Origin of the sequence: Pseudomonas asuensis, assembly GCF_014646755.1 — a bacterium.
GTDB lineage: Bacteria > Pseudomonadota > Gammaproteobacteria > Pseudomonadales > Pseudomonadaceae > Chryseomonas > Chryseomonas asuensis.
Genome location: NZ_BMNW01000006.1, coordinates 14,409 through 34,381, shown reverse-complemented (window position 1 = coordinate 34,381; position 19,973 = coordinate 14,409). Strand labels below are relative to the sequence as shown.

Here is a 19,973-nt window from a genome sequence, read left to right as displayed (position 1 = left end):
GAGTCATCATGACAATAACTTCTCCTCCACCTCAATGGTCGCGGCGGCGCACCGAAAAGCAGCGGCGTGTCGCTCAGGCAAGTGCCTATGCTGAAGGCGCGATCATTCGAACCGAGCGGATCGTTGAAGCTCTTGAAGCGCTGATTGCCCCCGGTGATCGCGTGGTGTTGGAAGGCAACAATCAGAAGCAGGCGGATTTTCTGTCTCGCTCATTGGTCAAGGCGGACCCTGGCAAGCTCCATGATCTGCACATGATCATGCCCAGCGTAGGGCGCGCCGAACATCTGGACCTGTTTGAACGCGGCATCGCTCGCAAATTGGACTTCTCCTTTGCCGGCACACAGAGCCTGCGTATCAGTCAGCTGCTCGAAGACGGACTCTTGGAAGTTGGCGCTATCCATACCTACATCGAACTTTACTCACGCCTGTTAGTGGACTTGATTCCCAACGTTGTCTTGTCCGCTGGCTTCAAGGCAGACCGGCACGGGAATATTTATACGGGCGCCAGCACCGAGGACACACCCGCCCTTATCGAAGCAGGTGCCTTTAGCGATGGCATCGTCATCGTTCAGGTCAACGAATTGGTGGACGACGTAAGCGATCTGCCGCGCGTGGATATCCCCGCTTCCTGGGTCGACTTTGTGGTGGTGGCGGACAAACCTTTTTACATCGAACCGTTGTTTACCCGAGACCCTCGCCATATCAAGCCCGTCCATGTGCTCATGGCAATGATGGCGATCCGAGGAATCTATGAAAAACACAACGTGCAGTCGCTCAACCACGGGATTGGGTTCAATACCGCTGCGATCGAACTGATCCTGCCCACCTATGGTGAACGACTGGGCCTCAAGGGCAAGATCTGTCGTAACTGGACGCTCAATCCGCATCCCACGCTTATTCCAGCGATTGAAAGCGGCTGGGTGGAAAGCGTTCATTGCTTTGGCACCGAACTGGGCATGGAAAACTATATCGCAGCCCGGCCGGACGTGTTTTTCACCGGGCGTGACGGCTCCATGCGCTCCAATCGGATGATGTGCCAACTGGCAGGACAATACGCTGTCGACCTGTTCATTGGCGCAACGCTACAAGTGGATGGCGATGGACATTCCTCTACCGTAACACGTGGACGCCTGGCCGGATTTGGAGGCGCACCCAACATGGGACATGACCCACATGGCCGTCGCCACGGCACACCCGCATGGCTCGATATGCGGGTGGAAGAAGGCCCGACCGCCATGCTTGAGCGTGGCCGTAAGCTGGTAGTGCAGATGGTCGAGACCTTCCAGGAGGGTGGCAAACCCACGTTCGTCGATACGCTCGATGCTGTCGATGTTGCTAAAAAAAGCGGCATGCCACTGGCGCCCGTGATGATCTATGGCGATGACGTCACGCATCTGCTTACAGAGGAAGGAATTGCCTATCTGTACAAGGCCCGCTCTCAAGAGGAGCGTCGGGCATTGATTGCAGCGGTTGCGGGTGTGACTGATATCGGTTTACGCCACGATCCCAAAAGAACCGAGCAGATGCGCCGCGACGGCCTATTGGCCCTGCCGGAAGACCTGGGTATCCGCCGTACCGATGCTACACGCGAACTCCTGGCAGCCAAGAGCATTGCCGACCTCGTGGAGTGGTCAGGCGGTCTTTACAACCCTCCAGCCAAATTCAGGAGTTGGTAATGCGTGCCTTGATCGCGGTACCCCTCACCTCTTCCTTTGCCGGGCAGCTGGCGGATCTGGCTGTGCAAGTCCTTATCGACGAGGCAGATCTTTCACCCAAACCTGGCTTGGTCGATCGCCGAAATAATGGCGCGCATACGGACCTGAACCTGGGGCTAATGCACAGCTCGGCCTATGCACTGCGGCAAACCTTTCAAGACATGGCGGAAGCCGCCAGTGTTGCGCAGGACTTAGACCAGTCCTTGCGCGAGATGCTGGGTCAGCTAGGCCGCAAGGGCGAAAGTGTCATGCTGGAAACCACTGGTGGAGTCAATACGCACCGGGGCGCGATCTGGGCGCTGGGCCTGCTGACTGCTGCCGCAGCGTTTGAACCGGAACACGGTTCTCCTGCGGACGTGGCTCACCGCGCTGCTGTGTTGGCACGCCTGCCTGATCGATTTGCGCCTGAGGTACAGAATAGTCATGGTCTCAGGGCCTGCGCCCGATACGGTCTTCCCGGCGCCCGTGAACAGGCGCAAGCGGGGTTCCCCGCTGTGGTAGGGCATGGTTTACCACAACTGTTGAAGAGCCGAGCGAAAGGCGCCGGAGAGCAAAATGCGCGGCTTGATGCGCTTATCGCCATCATGGCCGTTTTACCGGATACCTGCGTCCTGCATAGGGCGGGTCTTGAAGGTCTGGATACGCTTCAGCACGGCGCGCAGGCAGTCCTTGCGCAGGGTGGCAGCGCAACCCTGGCGGGCAGACGCGCGTTGCGCCAACTGGACGACGCGTTACTACGCCTGAATGCATCCCCCGGTGGTGCTGCCGATCTGCTGGCCTCTACCCTCTTTCTTGATCGCCTGGAATCCTGCATGCAGAGGAGCGCTATCTCATGGAAACCTTGAAGTTTGAATTTCCAGCCGGTCAGTCCCCTCGGGGTAGAGCCCTGGTGGGCGGTGTTGGCTCGGGAGACCTGGAGGTGCTGCTGGAGCCCGGCGAGGCAGGCATGCTCAGGTTGAATGTCGTGACATCGGTGAATGGCAGTGCGGCGCGCTGGCAGAACCTGTTCGAGCGGATGTTTCGTGAGCAGACGCCACCAGCGTTGAATATCGAGATCCACGATTTTGGTGCGACGCCCGGCGTTGTGCGTTTACGCCTGGAACAAGGGCTGGAAGAGTTACAGTTGGAAGGAGCATTCCATGACTGATACCGCACGCCTACTCCAATCTCGCAGTTTCATTGAATTGGGTGCCCGGCAGCGGGCTCGCGCCCTGCTTGATCAGGGCAGCTTCCGCGAATTGATCGGCCCGTTTGAACGCATGATGTCGCCTTGGCTACCCAAGCAGGGCATCGTGACGCAGGCTGATGACGGCGTGGTCATTGCCAAGGGCACGATTGAAGGTCAGCCCACGGTGATTGCCGCTATTGAGGGCTCTTTCCAGGGCGGAAGCATGGGTGAGGTGGGCGGGGCCAAGATTGCCGGAGCCCTGGAACTGGCTGCCGAAGACAACCGCAACGGTATTCCAACCCGCGCCGTGCTGCTATTGGAGACAGGCGGCGTACGTTTGCAGGAAGCCAATCTCGGTCTGGCCGCTATTGCTGAAATCCAGGCGGCTATCGTCGACCTCCGACAGTACCAGCCGGTCATAGCAGTTATCGCCGGCCCCGTTGGTTGTTTTGGTGGTATGTCCATCGCTGCCGGCCTGTGCAGCTATCTGATTGTGACGCAAGAGGCACGGCTGGGCCTGAATGGCCCTCAAGTCATTGAGCAGGAGGCGGGAATCGAGGAGTACGATTCTCGGGATCGTCCCTTCATCTGGAGCCTGACCGGTGGTGAGCAGCGCCATGTGACGGGCCTTGTTGACGCCTATGTACCTGATGATACCGAAACAATCCATGCCCAGATTCGTACCTGTTTCAGACAAGGTAAGCCTGCGCTCGAGCGTAGTCGGCGGTACGCCTGGTTTCTTGACCGCCTCGGCCGTCTTGAACCCGAACAACCCATCGATGCGGTAACCGTCCGCGACCTATACGCCGCTGGCGATGAAGGAGGTGTGAAATGACACTCTCTACACGTGGACTGATCTGGTTCAACGCACTTTCACCTAATGCGAAACCCTTTGAAGGTCTGCCCGCCTCGCTGAAGGTCTGCGATACAACACTGGGCAGCTTACCGGCTCGCGTGATTGCAGTGGTCCCCGATGAGCAAAATCCCTTTCCCCGCGCTCGCTGCGGTGAGGTGGGGCTGCTCGAAGGCTGGGGCCTCGGCCGAATCATTAATGAAGCCATAGAGGCCGACCGCGATCACGATACCAAACGCGCATTGGTTGCCATTATTGACGTACCAAGCCAGGCATATGGCCGACGTGAGGAAGCGCTGGGTATCCACCAGGCACTGGCAGGTGCGGTAGATGCCTATGCACGCGCTCGGCTCGCAGGTCACCCAGTGATTGGTTTGATTGTGGGCAAGGCGATGTCCGGTGCGTTTCTTGCCCATGGCTATCAGGCCAATCGCCTTATTGCGCTCCGCGATCCCGGTGTTGAGGTGCATGCAATGGGCAAAGCATCAGCAGCACGTATCACCCTGCGCAGCGTCGACGAGCTGGAAGCGTTGGCGGCAAACATTCCACCCATGGCATACGACCTCCATAACTATGCTTCGCTGGGTCTCCTATGGGAGACGCTGTCGGTCGAGCGCATCGAACGTCCTACCGAAGGCGATATCAATCGGGTAAGCGAATGCCTGCAACAGGCCGTGGCCGATATTGCGGCAGGATCGCATGATCTACGTGGCCGCCTGGATGCTTCCAATCGCAGCGCATCACGACAGGTGCGGGAAAAGTTGCTGGAGCAATGGTGACTCTAATTGATTACGGAGGCTTTATGAAACCAGTCCCTCGCCCACATGATCTGCTCTGGGGATTTATCCCAGAGCAACTGCCTACCACAGCACCGCAATGGGCCTTCGCAGCAGTCGCGAGTGGGGAGCCAGTCGTTGTTCGTCGAGCCGAGGGCAAACCCGGCGTTGTGGCCGTAGGTATACGTGGCCATGGACGCGAAGAGCGCTTCGGCACTTGGATGGCCTTGGACCGTATCGTTCGTAGCCTTTCACCCGAACAGCTGGTTTCGGCCATCAAAAGCTACCCCGCCGATTTGCCTGCCCTAAAAGCATTGATATGGGCCAAACCCTGCCTGGATGCTACCGGTCTCGTCTGGGGGGTGACCGGCAGTGCGGGTTTCCAGCTGGCGACGGGTATCCGCACGTTACACGCCGATAGCGATCTCGATCTGCTCATGCGTGCACCTGCACCTCTTTCTCGATCACAGGCATTGGCCCTGCTGAATAAGCTGGACAAGGCACCGTGCCGCCTGGACATTCAACTGGAAACCCCACAGGGAGGCATTGCCCTGCGCGAGTGGGCACAGTCAAGCCACCGCGTGCTGCTCAAGCGAGCCAGCGGAGCCTGTCTGGTCACTGATCCCTGGCACTTGGTGGAGATCGCTGCGTGAGCAGTCTTTTCCTGTTCCCCGGCCAGGGCGCACAGCAGCCAGGCATGCTGCACACGCTGCCTGACGCCTCGGTTATACGCGATACCTTGCGGGAAGCTGAAGCCATCCTCAATGTGTCGCTCGACATGCTGGATACCGCTGAGGCCTTGCAATCGACACATGCCGTTCAGCTCTGCCTGTTGATTGCAGGCGTTGCCAGTGCACGTCTGTTATTGGAGCAAGCCCCTGCCCCAGACTATGTCGCCGGTCTTTCCATTGGTGCCTATCCAGCCGCCGTGATCGCAAATGCACTCGACTATGCCGATGCGTTAAGGCTGGTGGATCTGCGCGGTAAGCTGATGCAAGAAGCGTTTCCCAAAGGATACGGCATGCTGGCGATGCTGGGGCTGCAGCGTCACGAGGCTGAATGCCTGGTAGAAGCTACCTCGACCGCAGATGCGCCTGTCTTTCTGGCTAACAGCAATGCCGAACAACAGTTCATCGCGTCCGGCTCGGACGTTGCGCTGGCAGCCCTGGCCGAAAAGGTTCGCTCAGGTGGTACCGGCGTTACACGCCGCCTGGCTGTCAGCGTACCCTCCCATTGCGCTTTATTGACCGAGCCGGCCAATCGACTCGCCGCCACGTTCCAATCGATAACCTTGCACCGCCCTCAGATACGCTACCTGAGCGGTAGCTCCGCCCGGCTCATCATAGACCCGGCGCGTCTTGCTGATGATTTGGCCTTCAATATGTGTCGCATCGTGGAGTGGCACGCGACCTTACGCAATGCTCAGGAACGCGGCGTGCAACTTGCCGTTGAGTTGGTGCCCGGTACGGTGCTGACCACGCTTGCCAAACGCGTCATCAACCCCGGAACTGCGGTGGCGTTTCAAGGTACACGGACCGACACCATTACTGCGCTGCTGCGCGAGGAGGCCAATCGCGACCGATAGAGAGATCGCCTAGCGTTTCGAAGCACAAGAACAAGAACTTCGACCCAGAGGACAATAACAATGATTATCTACGGTGTGGCTCTACTCTCCATCTGTACGCTGACCGGCATCTTCATCGGTGAAGTGCTCGGTAAACTGATCGGTGTGCCTGCCAACGTGGGCGGTGTTGGCATCGCCATGCTGATGCTCATTTTCCTGAGTAGCTGGATCGGCAAGCATGGCAAGTTTCATCCCAAGACCGAACAAGGTGTAGAGTTCTGGAGCGCGATCTACATTCCCATCGTCGTGGCCATGGCGGCCCAGCAAAATGTGGCTGGTGCGCTCAAGGGCGGTCCGGCGGCTATTCTTGCCGGTTTTCTGGCCATTGCCATCGCGTTTGCCCTGGTGCCAGTACTGAACAAGGTGGGCCGAAAAAAAGCGGTGGCTTCTGCCCCTAACCAGCTGGCCAGCGTACAACGGTGACCGACATGATTATCGAATCACTAAGCAAGGTCACCCAGGCTTACGGCATGATCAGCGCCTTTGCCCTGATCGGCGTTACCATGTGGGTCTCCTACTGGCTCAGCGCCAAGCTGACCAAGGGTCGCCTGCACGGCTCCGCCATCGCGATCTTTTTTGGACTGCTCTTGGCTTATATCGGCGGGGTCACGACGGGCGGCCAGAAGGGATTGGTAGATATTCCGCTGCTTTCCGGCCTGGGCATACTGGGCGGCGCTATGCTCAGGGATTTTGCCATTGCCGCCACTGCCTTTGGCGTTAACGTGGACGAGCTCAAGGAGGCAGGTCTTGCTGGCGTGCTGTCACTGTTTGTAGGAGTAGGCACGTCATTCATTGCAGGGGTTGCCGTGGCGCTTGCCTTTGGCTACACCGACGCCGTAAGCCTGACCACAATTGGCGCTGGTGCCGTCACTTATATCGTTGGCCCTGTCACCGGAGCCGCGATTGGTGCCAGCTCGGAAGTCATGGCGCTCTCCATTGCGGCAGGCCTGGTCAAGGCCATCGTGGCCATGGTCGCGACTCCTTTTGTGGCGCGCTATATTGGCCTGGACAACCCACGCACGGCTGTCATCTTTGGTGGGCTAGTCGGAACGTCTAGCGGCGTGGCTGGAGGACTGGCTGCAACCGACCCGAAACTGGTGCCTTATGGCTGTCTGACGGCCGCGTTTTATACAGCGATCGGTTGCCTGCTCGGACCTTCGCTACTCTTTCTCGTCACACGTGCAATCTTTGGCTGAACGTGATGCGGAGTCTTATGGCTCCGCATTCATCTTGCGTGAATACATCCTGCATTCGGCAAGAAACGCCAACAGGTTTGGGTCACGCTCCTTGCTACGCAAGAACACTACGCCGATCCGTTGCTGCAAGCGGTACTGAGGAGCGAGTGGTACCAGACGGATTCGGTTTTCATATACCGCCTCAACCCGCCCCGGCAGTAGTGCATAGCCTACGCCTGAACTGACCATGCTCATGAGCGAGAAAATATCGTTAACCTGCATGATGACGTCCGGCTCGAAACCGGCCTGATGAAACACCTGCCGTCCATCCCTGAAGGTGGCAAAACCTTCAGTCAACGTCACGAAGGGCACCCCGTGCAAGTCACGCAGATCGACCACATCCTGATGAGTGAATGGTGAGTCTGCAGGCGCGGCCAGGTAAATATCATCCCGAAAAAGCTCGACGCTCTCGCAATCGGGGTCAGCCATTCCGTCATCCAATGCGATGAGCATGGCATCCAGCTTCATGTTCTTGAGCTGGTAGGTCAGGTCGGCATTGGAGCCCAGAATCAGGTCGATATTGAGTTCGCTACGTCGAAGCTTGAGCCCCATGATCAGCTGAGGCACGGTCTTGACTGTAAGTGAATACAGCGCGCCCAGGCGGAAACGGTCGGATGAGAAACCGGCTGCCAGACGCGTCAGCCGTATGGTCTCGGTCAGATCCTGCATGAGCTGTTGTGCCCGTGCTTCCAGAACAAAGGCCCCATCCAGCGGTGTGAGGTTGCGCCCTTCATGCTTGAACAGCGGGCAGCGCAGCGCACTTTCCAGCGAGTGGATAGCCCGATGGACACTGACATTACTCGTTCCAAGCTCGGCTGCGGCCCGTCCCAGGTTGCCGCTGCGCATGAATGCCAGAAAGATCTCCAGCTTCTTCAGAGTCAGTTCTTCATCGATCGCCATGAAACGCCTTATCGTTCATTGACAGGGATGGCCCCATTGTTTCACGTCGCAGCCGGATCACGCTGACGATTGTTCTCCATCACGTTACTTCTCTGAATCCACCTCGATTTCCACGCATCGGGGTGCCATTGGATAACGCTCGCAATCAGCCGTTACGGCATTTTCCTTATGCGGTGTGCCTGACGGGGCCCAGTCGTAGCTTACTGGCTCTGCCCGATACACCCGGTTGGTCACATAGCGGTCCGTTGGGGCCGACTTGCCCCTGTACGGGCTGATATATTCCCAGACGATCTCTCCTGCGGGCGTGACCTGGAAGAGACGACCATTCTGACCTTCATTGATAAGGGTATTACCGTTAGGCAGACGGCGGGCATTGCTGATAAATGCACTGAAAAAGGTCCAGGGTGCGCGGCCAGACTGTACGGCTGTGTATTGCCATACGATTTTGCGGGTCACTGGGTCAATCTCGAGAATACGGGACGCTGAGAAGATGCCCTTGCGCGCAGGCGGAAAACCGGCACTGCCCTGGTTATCAAACAGCAAAAGGTTGCCAGCGCCCGGCAAATCTTCAGGAATGAAGTGGGTATCGTGCTGGCCTATGATCTGATCCACGGGGCGTGGCACCGGACCGGCCAGCTTCACCTCAGGATAATCCGGCCCAAGCCGCCATACGACCTTGCCGGTCTTACGCTCTACGATAAAAACCACATTGGCGTTGCGAGCGCTAACCATGATGTTGTCAGGCGCGAAGCGAGAATCGCCCTGCTGGTGCCAATGGTTGGCGCCAAGGGGTGCTGCCGTATTGAGATGCAGAAAATCCGGGTCTTTCGACTCACGAATCAGCGAGAGCTGCTCAGGTGTAAATCCCAGCTCATCCAGATGATCCGATACACGCCATTGCCAGACCTGTTTTCCATTTTGATCAATTTGTCGAATCAGGTTATCAATCACCTGCGGTGCCGAAAAGCCCGCTAACGGGGTCAGTTCACTGGTCAGCATCAGGGTATCGCCATTCGCCAGACGGCGTATGTCGTGGTGTTGATAGGCTGGTGCTTCACGGCTTCCCCACTGCCAACGCACTTGCCCATCCCAGTCCACTTCCCCTACTACCTGGTTGTAGAGCCCATTCCCTGATGATGCCAGGGAAACCGGTTTGTCCAGATTTCCCAACTGCACAAGTACGTGCCCTTTTTCTCCACCCGCCTGCTCCGGCGTCAGCGCAATCGACGGAAAGCCAGGATAATGCCACTGTTTTACCTCATGGCCATTCATGTCGATCAAATGGGTGCGCTGGTCGCTACCATCAAACAGCACAAAGCTCCCATATGCCTTTTGGGGATCATAGAACGTCGTGCCGGTTGGTACCGAGCTGGACATGGCAAATGCGGGACCAGCAGTGGCCAGCAGGCTTGCCAGAAACAGAAATGATATCTTCGAGCATATGGTCATGAACTCTAATCCTATTAACGTAGCCACTAAGTGGCCCATGTGTAGATGTATTAGAGAGCAAGGCCAGGGTAAGTGCGCAGGCATCGGAACGAATGTTTGGCATGGGAAGGTCAGGGCTTTGAAGGAGCACTGACGCAACGCGCCATCAATCACATGGGATAGCCACGCCCGGGCTATGGTATCGTTCACCTTTGAAAGACAGCGCTGTGGAGCTGCAATGAAATTCGTACACCAGCGCGAGCACCTTAACGAAGGTGATATGGTCATCATTGACTGCTCGCAGACCTGCAATATCCGCCTCATGAACGATGCAAACTTTCGCAGTTTCAAAAACGGTGGTCGACATACTTACCACGGCGGTGCCTTTGAGCGGTTTCCCGCCAAGATCAAGGTTCCGAGCACAGGCTTTTGGAACATCACAATCGATGTTGTGACACGGCGTCCGATCAGTGTGACACGCAAGCCGACGTTTACCCACTCCATCAAGATCGTCCGAAAGTCCCCTTCCGATTTTCGTTAGGCAATTACCCTTCGCCTGCTCTGTTGCACGAGCAGGCGACTCGTAGGTTTTCGGGCCCGCCAGCAGGTGACTGACACTGGCTGACGTGCCCCGGGTTCAACGGTCAAACAGACTTTGAAACCAATCCCATACACCAAAGGAAAAGTCCGGGAAGAAATCGATATTCAGGGCTGACTTGAGTATGTAAAGACTGAAGGTCAGCAGAATGGATGCGACAGTAAACCAGATCAGCATCAGCGAGCCTTTGACAAAGGCCTTGGCAAACAAGGACAGCTCCGATGTTCTTTTCTGGTCGTCTGCATGGCCCTTGCCAGCCACCATTACAAAATAGTAACGGCTACGAAAGAATTTGAACGTAGTCCGGACATCGACCGGGTGTTTGCTCCAGGGGCGAGTACCGAAGGCCAGTTTCAATGAGGCCAGTTGCTCGGCGGTAAAGGTATCCCGCGTCTCGGCGGGTAGCCGCGCTTTAAGCCCTCGGATAAAGGCGTCTTGATGAATGGTTTTCTGGGTATTGACGGCGTCTTCTTTGATGACGTAATCACTTAATCCCTGAACAAATGATTCAGGTTGTACAATTGTTTCCTGCATCGCCTTAATCCTTTTAAGTTGCGTATGCCTATCCCACGCTGCACTCCAGCGACTTCTCTAACTGCCAGATCATCTTCCTTTACCATGCAGGTACTACTGCTGGGCTTTACCTTGAGCCTCCTTGGTGGTTAAAACAATGATGAGTAAACCAGATGATGAAACACGCTTTAACAGCGATCTCCTTGCACTGATGAGTGTAATACCTCGTTACGAAGATGCACTTCACGAAATAGCATCAATGTGCCATGTAGACAAATCAATGTTATTTAGTTCATGCCAGAAACTTTATTTAGCCCCTGTGCAGGCAGTCACAGCCGCCATGTGCAGCACGTTCTGGAAGAAATGAGACGAAGTGCTTTTTTTCAAGGAGGTTCGCAGCCTGACGTCTTTCGTGGAGTTATAAGAGCTAGCCCTTCCAAGGCTTCAGGAACTCCAGCAATAACTCATTGACGCGCTCGGGTCTCTCCTCATGGGGTAGATGACCGCACTGGTCGATGGCGACGGTTTTAAGGTCCGTAGCCAGCTCCGCCCATACGGACGGCATATCGAACAACTTGCCCACTGCTTCGAAATTGGCGCCCCATAGTGATAACGTCGGACAGCTGATCTTCGCGTCCGCGTCTTCATTGTCCTGGGCTAGGTCTTCAGCATTGGCGCGGTAATCGGCCATGGCACCCCGGACGGCACCCGGCATTTGATAAGCCCGGACATAATGGTCAAAAGCTTCGCCCGTGATCGTCGTCGGGTCGTAGCACCAATCGGAAAAGAAATGTCGCAGCCATATGGCTTCCTTGCCTGAAATAAGACTTTCTGGAAGATCAGGCACCAGATGAAACATAAAGAACCAGTAGTGCTTTGCAATGGTTGCATTCATCTGAGTAGAAACGGTTCGCGTCGGAACATTGTCCATGACAACCAGACGCTCGAGCCGCTGCGGGTGATCCTTGGCAAAGCGCGTAGCGACACGTGCACCGCGATCATGGCCTACCAAGGCTATACGCTCTATCCCGAGACTATCCAACAGGGCACACAGGTCGTTGGCCATGGTGCGCTTGTCATAGCCCATCGCCGGCTTTTCGGTTTCACCATAGCCTCTCAGGTCAGGAGCAATAACGCGATAGTGCTGCGCCAAGACTGGAATCTGGTGACGCCAGGCATAGGAAGTTTCAGGAAAGCCGTGCAGCAGCACGACAGGCACCCCGCTACCGGCATCTAGATAATGCTGGAGAATGCCATTTGCACGCCTCTTGTGATGAGTGACTGCAACCTCTTGCATAGTGAACGCTCCAGCCGTGTTCAAAGGTATGACGTTAAGAGCCTTTTTGCCCTGGCATCGTTCCTACAGCCCCGTGTGATGGATCAAAGGGCGGCATGCAGTCTGAATAACTAATCCGTATTGATTGAAAGAGCGAGTTGGACCATTGCCTGCGATGCTTCCTGTAGGATGTTAGTCCGTTGTCCTAGAGCCTTTATCTCCTATATTGGCCTTCCAACCTATAAAACCCTTTGCTTTTGGATGACTTGCCAGTCAAAACAAGAATACTCCTTCACGCTCAAAGGTGCTTGAATACTGGTCTGTAGCAATATCGTCTGACCACTACTACTTTTGTAGTACAAATAAATTTTCACTACAAAAAAGCATTGACGCTCTGTTTTAGCTCATGCAATCTGAGCCTGCTTTCGCTAGAACAAGGCCAAAAAGGCCTTCTGGCTGCGCTCCGGGTAACCCTCGGGCCATCCTTTGTAGTAACTGCCCATGAAGCACTACATAGAGTTTTGACTGTACGGAAACGGTTAGATGACCCCTGCGGTTCGGTCAGTATCAGGTAGGTACCTGATCCAAGGTATTCGTCCTTAGTGATATCCAGCTATCGGGAGATCACTTAAGGCGTCTTGTCTGCTGTTTCGCTTCCTTCAGTCGTGCTCGACGTTGAGCCCAGTGCTGCGCCTATACGCTGCACGCAGGTCACGGTAGGAAAAACTGTTCGAAAGTCATTTCAGCCGAGAAGGATTGACCCCATGTCCGTTTATCAAGATGAAATCACTGCCATCGCAGCCTTGAGAGAAACAGCAGGCAAGAGCTGGAACGCTATTAATCCGGAATATGTCGCGCGGATGCGGATACAGAACCGCTTTAAAACAGGCCTGGATATCGCCCGATATACCGCTGCCATCATGCGTAAGGATATGGCTGAGTATGATGCCGATACCTCGGCCTATACCCAGTCCCTGGGCTGCTGGCATGGTTTTATTGGGCAGCAGAAGCTTATCTCCATCAAAAAGCATCTGAAGACGACCAACAAGCGCTACCTGTATTTGTCAGGCTGGATGATCGCGGCGCTGCGCTCGGAGTTCGGGCCGCTGCCGGATCAGTCCATGCACGAGAAAACAGCTGTTCCGGCCCTGATCGAGGAGTTGTATACCTTCCTGCGTCAGGCAGATGCACGAGAGCTGGGTGGACTGTTCCGCGAGCTGGACGCAGCGCGTGCAGCTGACGAAAACGCCAAGGCTGCAGCCATTCAGCAGCAGATCGATAATTACGAAACCCATATCGTACCGATTATTGCTGACATTGATGCAGGCTTTGGCAACGCGGAAGCAACTTATCTACTGGCCAAGAAAATGATCGAAGCAGGAGCCTGCTGCATTCAGCTTGAAAACCAAGTGTCGGATGAAAAGCAGTGCGGCCACCAAGACGGCAAGGTAACTGTGCCCCACGAAGACTTCCTGGCCAAGATCAATGCGGTTCGCTATGCCTTTCTCGAACTGGGCGTGGACGATGGGGTCATTGTTGCCCGTACAGACTCTCTCGGCGCAGGCCTGACCAAACAGATCGCGGTTAGCAAGCAGCCAGGCGACTTGGGTGACCAATACAACAGTTTTCTTGATTGTGAGGAAATCAGCCCTGCCGAATTGAAGAATGGTGATGTGATTCTTAACCGTAACGGTAAGCTGCTGCGCCCCAAGCGCCTGGCAAGTGGCCTATTTCAATTCCGCCAGGGCAGCGGGCAGGATCGCGTCGTACTCGATTGCATCACTTCCTTGCAAAATGGTGCGGACCTGCTCTGGATCGAGACGGAAAAGCCTCACGTGGGCCAAATCAAGAGCATGGTTGACCACATTCGCGAAGCCGTTCCAAATGCCAAGCTTGTCTACAACAACAGCCCGTCCTTCAACTGGACGCTGAACTTCAGACAACAGGTCTTTGACGATCTACTGGCGGAGGGCAAGGATGTATCGGCCTACGACCGCGCCAAGCTGATGAGCGCCGAGTATGACGAGACTGAACTTGCGCGCATCGCTGATGAAAAAATTCGGACTTTCCAACGCGACGGCTCGCGCGAAGCAGGGATATTCCATCATCTTATTACCCTGCCAACCTACCACACGGCAGCGCTTTCAACAGACAACCTGGCCAAAGGATATTTTGCTGAGGAAGGCATGCTGGCCTACGTGAAAAACGTTCAGCGGCAGGAGATCCGCCAAGGGATCGCCTGCGTGAAACATCAGAACATGGCCGGCTCTGATATTGGGGACGATCATAAGGAATACTTCGCAGGCGAAGCAGCCCTCAAGGCGGGCGGCAAGGACAACACCATGAACCAGTTTCATTAATAACTAGGGCTACTCTACCCACCTGGCTGGTTCTACCGTTAACGATGTGTTTGCCGTTTCGTCCCGAGCCTTCTCGGAACCTGTTTCAAGAGGAACGTGATCATGGATCTCAACAACCCAACCCTTGATGACCTGAAGCAACTCTACGCGTCCTGCAAGGACAAAAATGATCATCACATCCTGTGGATCTGCTCGTCGGGCAAGGTGCATATTGATCGGCTACCGGCAAATGTCGACCCGGAAGTGTTTGAAAAAGAAACCCCCAACATGAAGGTGCGCTTCAAGACTTATCACCGAGGCAAAGGCTATGTTGGCAAGACTGCGGCGGCTGACGAGACCTTCATGTCACGCATGTACAGGGTTCTGCTTGAGCAATGGTCAAAAGCCCAAAACAGCCAACGCGTTCGGTACATAGAAACATACTTTTAAAACAACTCGGGCAGTCGTTGCGACTGCCCTTCTGACTACCCGTCATATTAAACCAGGGCATCCCCCTGGTTTTTTATTATTTATGCTCTGTCTTGACTAAATAAAAGCCATCCCTGGCACAAGATAAACAGATCTAATCGTAGGTCTTAGCACCTCATGGAGGCGGAGCCAACGCCTCCATGCTCTGCTTTGGCCTGAGGATGAACGGTTTTTCTATAAAGAGAAACGTGATTGTCGAAACAGCGCACACCAGCAGCAGAATAAAGGGCAGGAATGCAAGATAACTAGTCGGATTACCACCGGTAACGGCAAAGCCATTACACAGTGTAAATACACTATACAAAACGATACCATGCAGCAGGTAAATGCTGTAGCTGATCTCGCCCAGCGTCTTGAGGCCACGTCGACTAAGCAGGCCAAACAGGTCATTCCCCAATGCCATGATCAAAAAGGCGACGCCCAGCATACTTATCTGTAGCAACGAAAAGTAGTCAACCAAGCCCATACTGAGAGTAATCAAGGCAAGGGCAAGCACAGCTGCATATTTGGTCTTGAGGAAAGGTATCCACTGGGGGCGATGATTTTTTACCAATACAGGCAGTAAGCCTGCCAAAAAAAGAACGCCCAGTGACGCATCGATAAAATGAAAGTAATGTGCAGGTATAACGGCGAACGCAACTAGCAAAGAGCCAGCCAGATATAAGCCATAACCTCTACGGTTCAAAATGGCGGCCAATACCGGCAACAAGAGATAAAAGAACCATTCATACTTTAACGTCCACTGGACGCCAGCTGTGATGAGCCAACTATCAGAAAAGCCATTGAAAGTGGATCCTTTGAACAGTGCCCACCTTGCAATCTCTGTAGCCAGTTTAGGCACGCTGACCAGCTGGAACCCGGTTTGATAAAAGCTCACAATGGCGACTACAAGAACTGCAAAGACGTATAAAGGCATTATTCTCTTAACCCTTGAGCTAAAGAGCCTTCTCCAGTCAATACTACTTTTGTTAAGGATTTTTCCGAAAAACAAAAAACCTGTAATCATGAAGAACATAGAAACCGGGACGGCTCCCATATTGTTCATGATGGCATTATCAGATCCCCCCCACTCGCCTGATACCTTCCAGTTGTAGGTGACAAAAAAGTGAGAGCAGACAACTGCCGTGGCAAGTAGTCCTCTAAGGGCATCCAATGGAGAAGAGCGTGAAAGCGCTTGACTTGACAGGATAGTGGTCTTGCTAAAGACACGGTCAAGTACAAATAGCGAAATTATATACAGCGATATAATTCCAAAGGTCATCGTCATTTGGGTGAACTCTCTTTCAATAATTCCATTTATGATCAGCCAGATAACCATCCGACAGCCACTACGGTCATCTGAGTTTGGCTACAGTCAGAGATAGGCTACGAAAGCACCGTAGTAGAGCTGCTTATCCTAAAGAGACTTACCCTGCTTAAACAATGATAGCCATTTGACTAAAACGTCTCGCAGTCCCGCGATAGAAACTTACGTACCGTTGCTCAGCACAGCGTTGTGCGTGTTTACGGTTTTGTCAAAATTTATTTTGAATTTCACAGTTCAGAGGATTTGAAAGCGCTCACTAATCAACCTTAAAGAGAATCATTGTGATATCACATCGCCGAAGCGATTAGGCGCTCATGATTTATGATTCATCTTTTAAATTAACCACAGAGTACACATCAGATAATTGATCTAATTCTCAAAAAAACCCCTGCTATTTTTTACATATCAACTAATTTAGCTGCCGTGAAAATTATCATCTCATCGGAGCATGTTTATTCATGGAAAGGGAATACAGAAGTGACATAGATGGTTTAAGAGCAATAGCAGTGCTCTTGGTTTTACTTAACCACGTAGGGCTAAAGGTTTTTGGAGGAGGTTTTATTGGCGTAGATGTTTTTTTCGTAATTTCAGGCTTTTTAATTACACAAAACATCGCTACCCAGGCAGACAAGGGCACTTTTAGTTTTACCCGTTTTTATTTGAACCGCATAAAGCGGTTGATGCCTGCATTGACAGTTGTAATCTTCTGCACCAGTCTCGCAGCTTTTTTTGTTTTATTACCAAATGATTTGATTGGATTTAGCCGAAGTGCTCTGTTTTCCTACTTCGGATTTTCGAATTTTTACTTCTGGAAAGACACAGATGGTTATTTCTCATCCAGCAGCCATGAAATTCCGTTATTGCATACGTGGTCACTGGCGGTTGAAGAGCAGTACTATTTCATCTGGCCGCTTCTGTTCCTGTTGGGTCATCGCCTGCTAGGCAAGAAGCTACTCAACTGGGCCATTCTTGCAATATTAGCCGCTGCCATCGTCGTATCTGAATTAGGTGCCCTCTATAAGCCGCTGTCTGCTTACTATCTTCTGCTGACGCGAGCCTTTGAGCTGTTGATAGGCAGTGCACTGGCCATGCACTGGAAAACGCTGGGCAACCCTGGCAAACCCCTGTCTACGCTAGTAGGACTAGCGGGCTTGGCACTGATTTTTATACCGGCGCTGACATTGGATAAGGCAAGCGCTTTTCCTGGCCTGAATGCATTATGGCCATGCCTGGGTGCAGCCTTTATCATCTGGTCCGGCGGCCACCACCGCACTGCAGTAACCCAACTGCTATCACTGCGCCCGCTGGTATTTATTGGTCTGATTTCTTATTCCCTGTATTTGTGGCATTGGCCGCTGATTGCCTTTCATAACTACATTCATGGAAAGATCACACCGGCAGATCAGGTGATGCTAATCAGCGTATCGCTGGCTCTGGCCTACCTGAGTTGGCGCTTTGTAGAGCAACCCTTCCGCACCCATATCACATTCAAACCGCAGAATACCTTCGCGTTTCTCTATCTATTGCCAGTACTGATGACTACTTCATTCCTGGTAGTGGCAGCCAAGCTAGAAGGTTTTGCTTCCCGGTATGACAGCACGCTGCTGGCCATGGATAGAAACGTCAAGGAAGTCTTTCCCAAGCTTCGAGCAGGCTGCTTCAACGGGGCTGACTTGCTGAACCCATTGTCGGCCGACCAATGCAAGCTGGGCGTTCAGGATAAAAAGGAGGTGGACGTTTTACTTGTAGGGGATTCGCACGCCGGCGCGATTACCGGAATGATAGATGTCATGCTCAAGGAGGCAAACCTGCGCGGATATGACATCACACGCTCTAATACGATCTACCTGCCGGGCGTTGCAGGTGTCCATGTGAATCCACGTCGCAATCATGTCGACAAGTCGATTGAGTTGACCTCCCCAGTCATCAGTAACCTGATCGAGAAAAGCCAGTTCAAGTACGTCATTCTTTCAGGGCGCTGGGCCATGTACCTTTATGGGTTGAATGAGCCAGGGATGACTGATTTTTATCGCATCCGCCCTGATACACCGAGCGACAACTTTATTGCGATAAACACGTTGCAAAGCGGCCTTGAGAATGCCATTGCCAAAATCGTCGCCTCAGGCGCTACGCCGGTCATCATCGAGGATGTTCCCGAAATGGGTGAGGACCTGCACCGTTGCGACATCAAGAAGCTGGCCTTTGAGCTAGATGGAGACTGTTCTATCCCGGTCGTTGCCGTAAATGAGCGACAAAAGGACTTTGATACGATCCTAGACAATTTGAGCAAGGCACATCCCAATATCATCGTTATCGATCCCAAAAGTGTTATCTGCGACACCGAGCGTTGCTACTCATCTCTTGAAAACGTACCGCTCTACATGGATGGGGATCATCTGAACTCTGTCGGGTCTTCGCTTATTGGCCGTAAATACATCACGGCCTATGGGAACCCGTTCAAGATGCCTCAGAGGTTACTTCAGAGCTCCACTACTTCAGGCTATCAAGCCCCTGCAGTCTTACACTAAGTAATGCCCCGGCCCGCCCTGGAGGCGGGCCATCCATACGTCGACACACGTTCTCAATACCTACGCTCACGTACTGTCTGTTATCTGGCTGCCATTTTTGCATGCGCCTGCCAGCGTCTACGTCGCTCCTGTTTGTCATGGCATGACTGTGCGCCACGAAATTCACTCAACTGTATCTATAGTTACCAGGTGTTACCTCATAAGGTGAAAACCAAGAAGCTGATCTAGGGTGTCTGATCAGCCGCTTTTCCGCGGCCTAAAGCTGCATTACTCTGAATAACGAGTCGCACATGTCCCCTAAGGATTTACTTCTGGCTCTGGTCGTCATTGTGGCGTGGGGTCTTAACTTTGTAGTAATCAAGATCGGATTGCAGGGTGTGCCTCCCATGCTGCTCGGCGCCCTGCGCTTTACCCTGGCCGCCCTTCCGGCAGTGTTTTTCATCAAGCGTCCGAATGTTCCCTGGCAATGGCTGCTAGCGTACGGGACTACCATTTCGCTGGGTCAATTTTCCTTTTTATTTTCAGCCATGTACGTAGGCATGCCGGCAGGCCTCGCTTCTCTAGTTCTTCAGGCTCAGGCGTTTTTTACCTTGCTGCTGGCAGTCATGTTCCTGGGGGAGCGCTTTCGTCCTCAAAACTTGATTGGTCTGATCATTGCCGCAGGCGGGTTGATTTTCATAGGGATGGAAAGTGGCGGCAATCTGAGCGTGCTCGGCTTTGTACTGACATTATGTGCAGCCGCTATGTGGGGAATGGGAAATATTGTCACTAAGCGCATCGGACAAGCTGACATGCTGGGACTGGTGGTATGGGGAAGCCTCATTCCGCCGGTTCCCTTCTACCTTCTTTCATACTGGCTCGAAGGCCCCGAGCGAATGATAAGTGCCCTGCAAGGTATTAGCCTGCCCTCAATCCTGACTGTTGTTTATTTGGCCTTTATCGCTACGCTGCTGGGGTACGGATTATGGAGCCGCCTACTCTCTCGCTATCCGGCAAGTCAGGTCGCACCCTTTTCACTGCTCGTACCCATTGTTGGTATCGCTTCGGCAGCTGTATTCCTTGATGAGCAGCTTACGCCCTTCCAATTAATCGGTGCCTTGCTAGTGATGGCAGGGTTAGCAGTCAATGTTTTTGGTGGCCGGTTATTTACGTCGCGGCAACGTGTACTGAGCTGAAACTTGCGGGTTTCTTCTAGCGAGCCGTCCTCCAGCGGTTCGCTCTTTTT

Annotated in this window: 19 protein-coding genes; 14 read left to right on the top strand and 5 right to left on the bottom strand. The window is 53.7% G+C overall.

All coding sequences use genetic code 11. The annotated features are described in order from the left end of the window. Positions 1-5: 5 nt before the first annotated feature. From mdcA to madM, 9 genes are read left to right on the top strand one after another with little or no spacing between them, the layout of a single operon-like run. Positions 6-1,676 carry a malonate decarboxylase subunit alpha gene (mdcA, locus tag IEX86_RS14155; protein ID WP_188867022.1) on the top strand — a complete coding sequence of 557 codons (1,671 nt, stop codon included), beginning with the start codon at positions 6-8 and terminating at the stop codon, positions 1,674-1,676. Beyond that, positions 1,676-2,560, top strand: a complete 885-nt coding sequence (locus IEX86_RS14150) for a triphosphoribosyl-dephospho-CoA synthase (RefSeq protein WP_188866785.1) — start codon at positions 1,676-1,678, stop codon at positions 2,558-2,560. The genes mdcA and IEX86_RS14150 overlap by 1 nt, the downstream gene beginning before the upstream one ends. Continuing rightward, positions 2,548-2,862: a malonate decarboxylase subunit delta gene (locus IEX86_RS14145; RefSeq protein WP_188866784.1), complete on the top strand. Its 315-nt coding sequence runs from the start codon at positions 2,548-2,550 to the stop codon at positions 2,860-2,862. The genes IEX86_RS14150 and IEX86_RS14145 overlap by 13 nt, the downstream gene beginning before the upstream one ends. Beyond that, a complete protein-coding gene (locus IEX86_RS14140) occupies positions 2,855-3,718 on the top strand; it encodes a biotin-independent malonate decarboxylase subunit beta (RefSeq protein ID WP_188866783.1) in 864 nt (287 codons plus the stop codon). Before IEX86_RS14145 ends, IEX86_RS14140 begins: the two co-directional genes overlap by 8 nt. Next, positions 3,715-4,515: a biotin-independent malonate decarboxylase subunit gamma gene (mdcE, locus tag IEX86_RS14135; protein WP_188866782.1), complete on the top strand. Its 801-nt coding sequence runs from the start codon at positions 3,715-3,717 to the stop codon at positions 4,513-4,515. The genes IEX86_RS14140 and mdcE overlap by 4 nt, the downstream gene beginning before the upstream one ends. Positions 4,516-4,538: 23 nt before the next feature. After that, positions 4,539-5,165 (top strand): malonate decarboxylase holo-ACP synthase, encoded by a 627-nt coding sequence (locus tag IEX86_RS14130; RefSeq protein ID WP_188866781.1) that lies wholly within the window; start codon positions 4,539-4,541, stop codon positions 5,163-5,165. Next, positions 5,162-6,097 carry a malonate decarboxylase subunit epsilon gene (gene mdcH / locus IEX86_RS14125; protein WP_188866780.1) on the top strand — a complete coding sequence of 312 codons (936 nt, stop codon included), beginning with the start codon at positions 5,162-5,164 and terminating at the stop codon, positions 6,095-6,097. Before IEX86_RS14130 ends, mdcH begins: the two co-directional genes overlap by 4 nt. Before the next feature lie 60 nt (positions 6,098-6,157). Beyond that, positions 6,158-6,559, top strand: a complete 402-nt coding sequence (madL, locus tag IEX86_RS14120) for a malonate transporter subunit MadL (protein WP_188866779.1) — start codon at positions 6,158-6,160, stop codon at positions 6,557-6,559. An 8-nt stretch (positions 6,560-6,567) separates the two neighbouring features. Continuing rightward, complete coding sequence (gene madM, locus IEX86_RS14115) at positions 6,568-7,332, top strand: malonate transporter subunit MadM (RefSeq protein ID WP_188867021.1); 765 nt, start codon at positions 6,568-6,570, stop codon at positions 7,330-7,332. Positions 7,333-7,347: 15 nt separating this feature from the next. Here the strand turns inward: madM and IEX86_RS14110 are convergent, their stop codons facing one another. Continuing rightward, a complete protein-coding gene (locus tag IEX86_RS14110; RefSeq protein ID WP_188866778.1) occupies positions 7,348-8,271 on the bottom strand; it encodes a LysR family transcriptional regulator in 924 nt (307 codons plus the stop codon). Between the two features lie 84 nt (positions 8,272-8,355). Further along, complete coding sequence (locus tag IEX86_RS14105) at positions 8,356-9,720, bottom strand: aryl-sulfate sulfotransferase (RefSeq protein ID WP_188866777.1); 1,365 nt, start codon at positions 9,718-9,720, stop codon at positions 8,356-8,358. Positions 9,721-9,937: 217 nt separating this feature from the next. Here IEX86_RS14105 and IEX86_RS14100 point away from each other — a divergent pair, with 217 nt between their 5' ends. Further along, complete coding sequence (locus IEX86_RS14100; RefSeq protein WP_505909230.1) at positions 9,938-10,240, top strand: DUF1883 domain-containing protein; 303 nt, start codon at positions 9,938-9,940, stop codon at positions 10,238-10,240. 96 nt (positions 10,241-10,336) lie between these two features. Here the strand turns inward: IEX86_RS14100 and IEX86_RS14095 are convergent, their stop codons facing one another. Then, positions 10,337-10,831 carry a 3-phosphoshikimate 1-carboxyvinyltransferase gene (locus IEX86_RS14095; RefSeq protein ID WP_188866775.1) on the bottom strand — a complete coding sequence of 165 codons (495 nt, stop codon included), beginning with the start codon at positions 10,829-10,831 and terminating at the stop codon, positions 10,337-10,339. 406 nt (positions 10,832-11,237) lie between these two features. Then, a complete protein-coding gene (locus tag IEX86_RS14090) occupies positions 11,238-12,107 on the bottom strand; it encodes an alpha/beta fold hydrolase (protein ID WP_188866774.1) in 870 nt (289 codons plus the stop codon). A 743-nt stretch (positions 12,108-12,850) separates the two neighbouring features. Between IEX86_RS14090 and IEX86_RS14085 the strand changes: the two genes are divergently transcribed. Further along, positions 12,851-14,446, top strand: a complete 1,596-nt coding sequence (locus IEX86_RS14085; RefSeq protein ID WP_188866773.1) for an isocitrate lyase — start codon at positions 12,851-12,853, stop codon at positions 14,444-14,446. Between the two features lie 102 nt (positions 14,447-14,548). Beyond that, complete coding sequence (locus IEX86_RS14080) at positions 14,549-14,875, top strand: hypothetical protein (protein WP_188866772.1); 327 nt, start codon at positions 14,549-14,551, stop codon at positions 14,873-14,875. Positions 14,876-15,029: 154 nt separating this feature from the next. Here the strand turns inward: IEX86_RS14080 and IEX86_RS14075 are convergent, their stop codons facing one another. Then, positions 15,030-16,232 carry an acyltransferase family protein gene (locus IEX86_RS14075; protein WP_229685346.1) on the bottom strand — a complete coding sequence of 401 codons (1,203 nt, stop codon included), beginning with the start codon at positions 16,230-16,232 and terminating at the stop codon, positions 15,030-15,032. A 446-nt stretch (positions 16,233-16,678) separates the two neighbouring features. Between IEX86_RS14075 and IEX86_RS14070 the strand changes: the two genes are divergently transcribed. Then, entirely contained in the window at positions 16,679-18,748 is a 2,070-nt protein-coding gene (locus IEX86_RS14070) for an acyltransferase family protein (RefSeq protein WP_229685345.1), read from the top strand. A gap of 290 nt (positions 18,749-19,038) precedes the next feature. Continuing rightward, the gene (locus IEX86_RS14065; protein WP_188866770.1) at positions 19,039-19,923 is read left to right on the top strand and encodes an EamA family transporter; all 885 of its coding nucleotides are present in this window, start codon (positions 19,039-19,041) and stop codon (positions 19,921-19,923) included. Positions 19,924-19,973 lie beyond the last annotated feature (50 nt).

Excerpts from the sequence above, each read along its gene's own strand:
- IEX86_RS14130 (WP_188866781.1), top strand. The coding sequence starts at position 4,539 with ATGAAACCAGTCCCTCGCCCACATGATCTGCTCTGGGGATTTATCCCA.
- IEX86_RS14095 (WP_188866775.1), bottom strand. The coding sequence starts at position 10,831 with ATGCAGGAAACAATTGTACAACCTGAATCATTTGTTCAGGGATTAAGT.
- IEX86_RS14145 (WP_188866784.1), top strand. The coding sequence starts at position 2,548 with ATGGAAACCTTGAAGTTTGAATTTCCAGCCGGTCAGTCCCCTCGGGGT.
- IEX86_RS14110 (WP_188866778.1), bottom strand. The coding sequence starts at position 8,271 with ATGGCGATCGATGAAGAACTGACTCTGAAGAAGCTGGAGATCTTTCTG.
- IEX86_RS14080 (WP_188866772.1), top strand. The coding sequence starts at position 14,549 with ATGGATCTCAACAACCCAACCCTTGATGACCTGAAGCAACTCTACGCG.
- IEX86_RS14105 (WP_188866777.1), bottom strand. The coding sequence starts at position 9,720 with ATGACCATATGCTCGAAGATATCATTTCTGTTTCTGGCAAGCCTGCTG.
- IEX86_RS14150 (WP_188866785.1), top strand. The coding sequence starts at position 1,676 with ATGCGTGCCTTGATCGCGGTACCCCTCACCTCTTCCTTTGCCGGGCAG.
- madL (WP_188866779.1), top strand. The coding sequence starts at position 6,158 with ATGATTATCTACGGTGTGGCTCTACTCTCCATCTGTACGCTGACCGGC.
- mdcE (WP_188866782.1), top strand. The coding sequence starts at position 3,715 with ATGACACTCTCTACACGTGGACTGATCTGGTTCAACGCACTTTCACCT.
- IEX86_RS14070 (WP_229685345.1), top strand. The coding sequence starts at position 16,679 with ATGGAAAGGGAATACAGAAGTGACATAGATGGTTTAAGAGCAATAGCA.
- IEX86_RS14075 (WP_229685346.1), bottom strand. The coding sequence starts at position 16,232 with ATGGTTATCTGGCTGATCATAAATGGAATTATTGAAAGAGAGTTCACC.
- IEX86_RS14140 (WP_188866783.1), top strand. The coding sequence starts at position 2,855 with ATGACTGATACCGCACGCCTACTCCAATCTCGCAGTTTCATTGAATTG.
- IEX86_RS14100 (WP_505909230.1), top strand. The coding sequence starts at position 9,938 with ATGAAATTCGTACACCAGCGCGAGCACCTTAACGAAGGTGATATGGTC.
- IEX86_RS14065 (WP_188866770.1), top strand. The coding sequence starts at position 19,039 with ATGTCCCCTAAGGATTTACTTCTGGCTCTGGTCGTCATTGTGGCGTGG.
- IEX86_RS14090 (WP_188866774.1), bottom strand. The coding sequence starts at position 12,107 with ATGCAAGAGGTTGCAGTCACTCATCACAAGAGGCGTGCAAATGGCATT.
- IEX86_RS14085 (WP_188866773.1), top strand. The coding sequence starts at position 12,851 with ATGTCCGTTTATCAAGATGAAATCACTGCCATCGCAGCCTTGAGAGAA.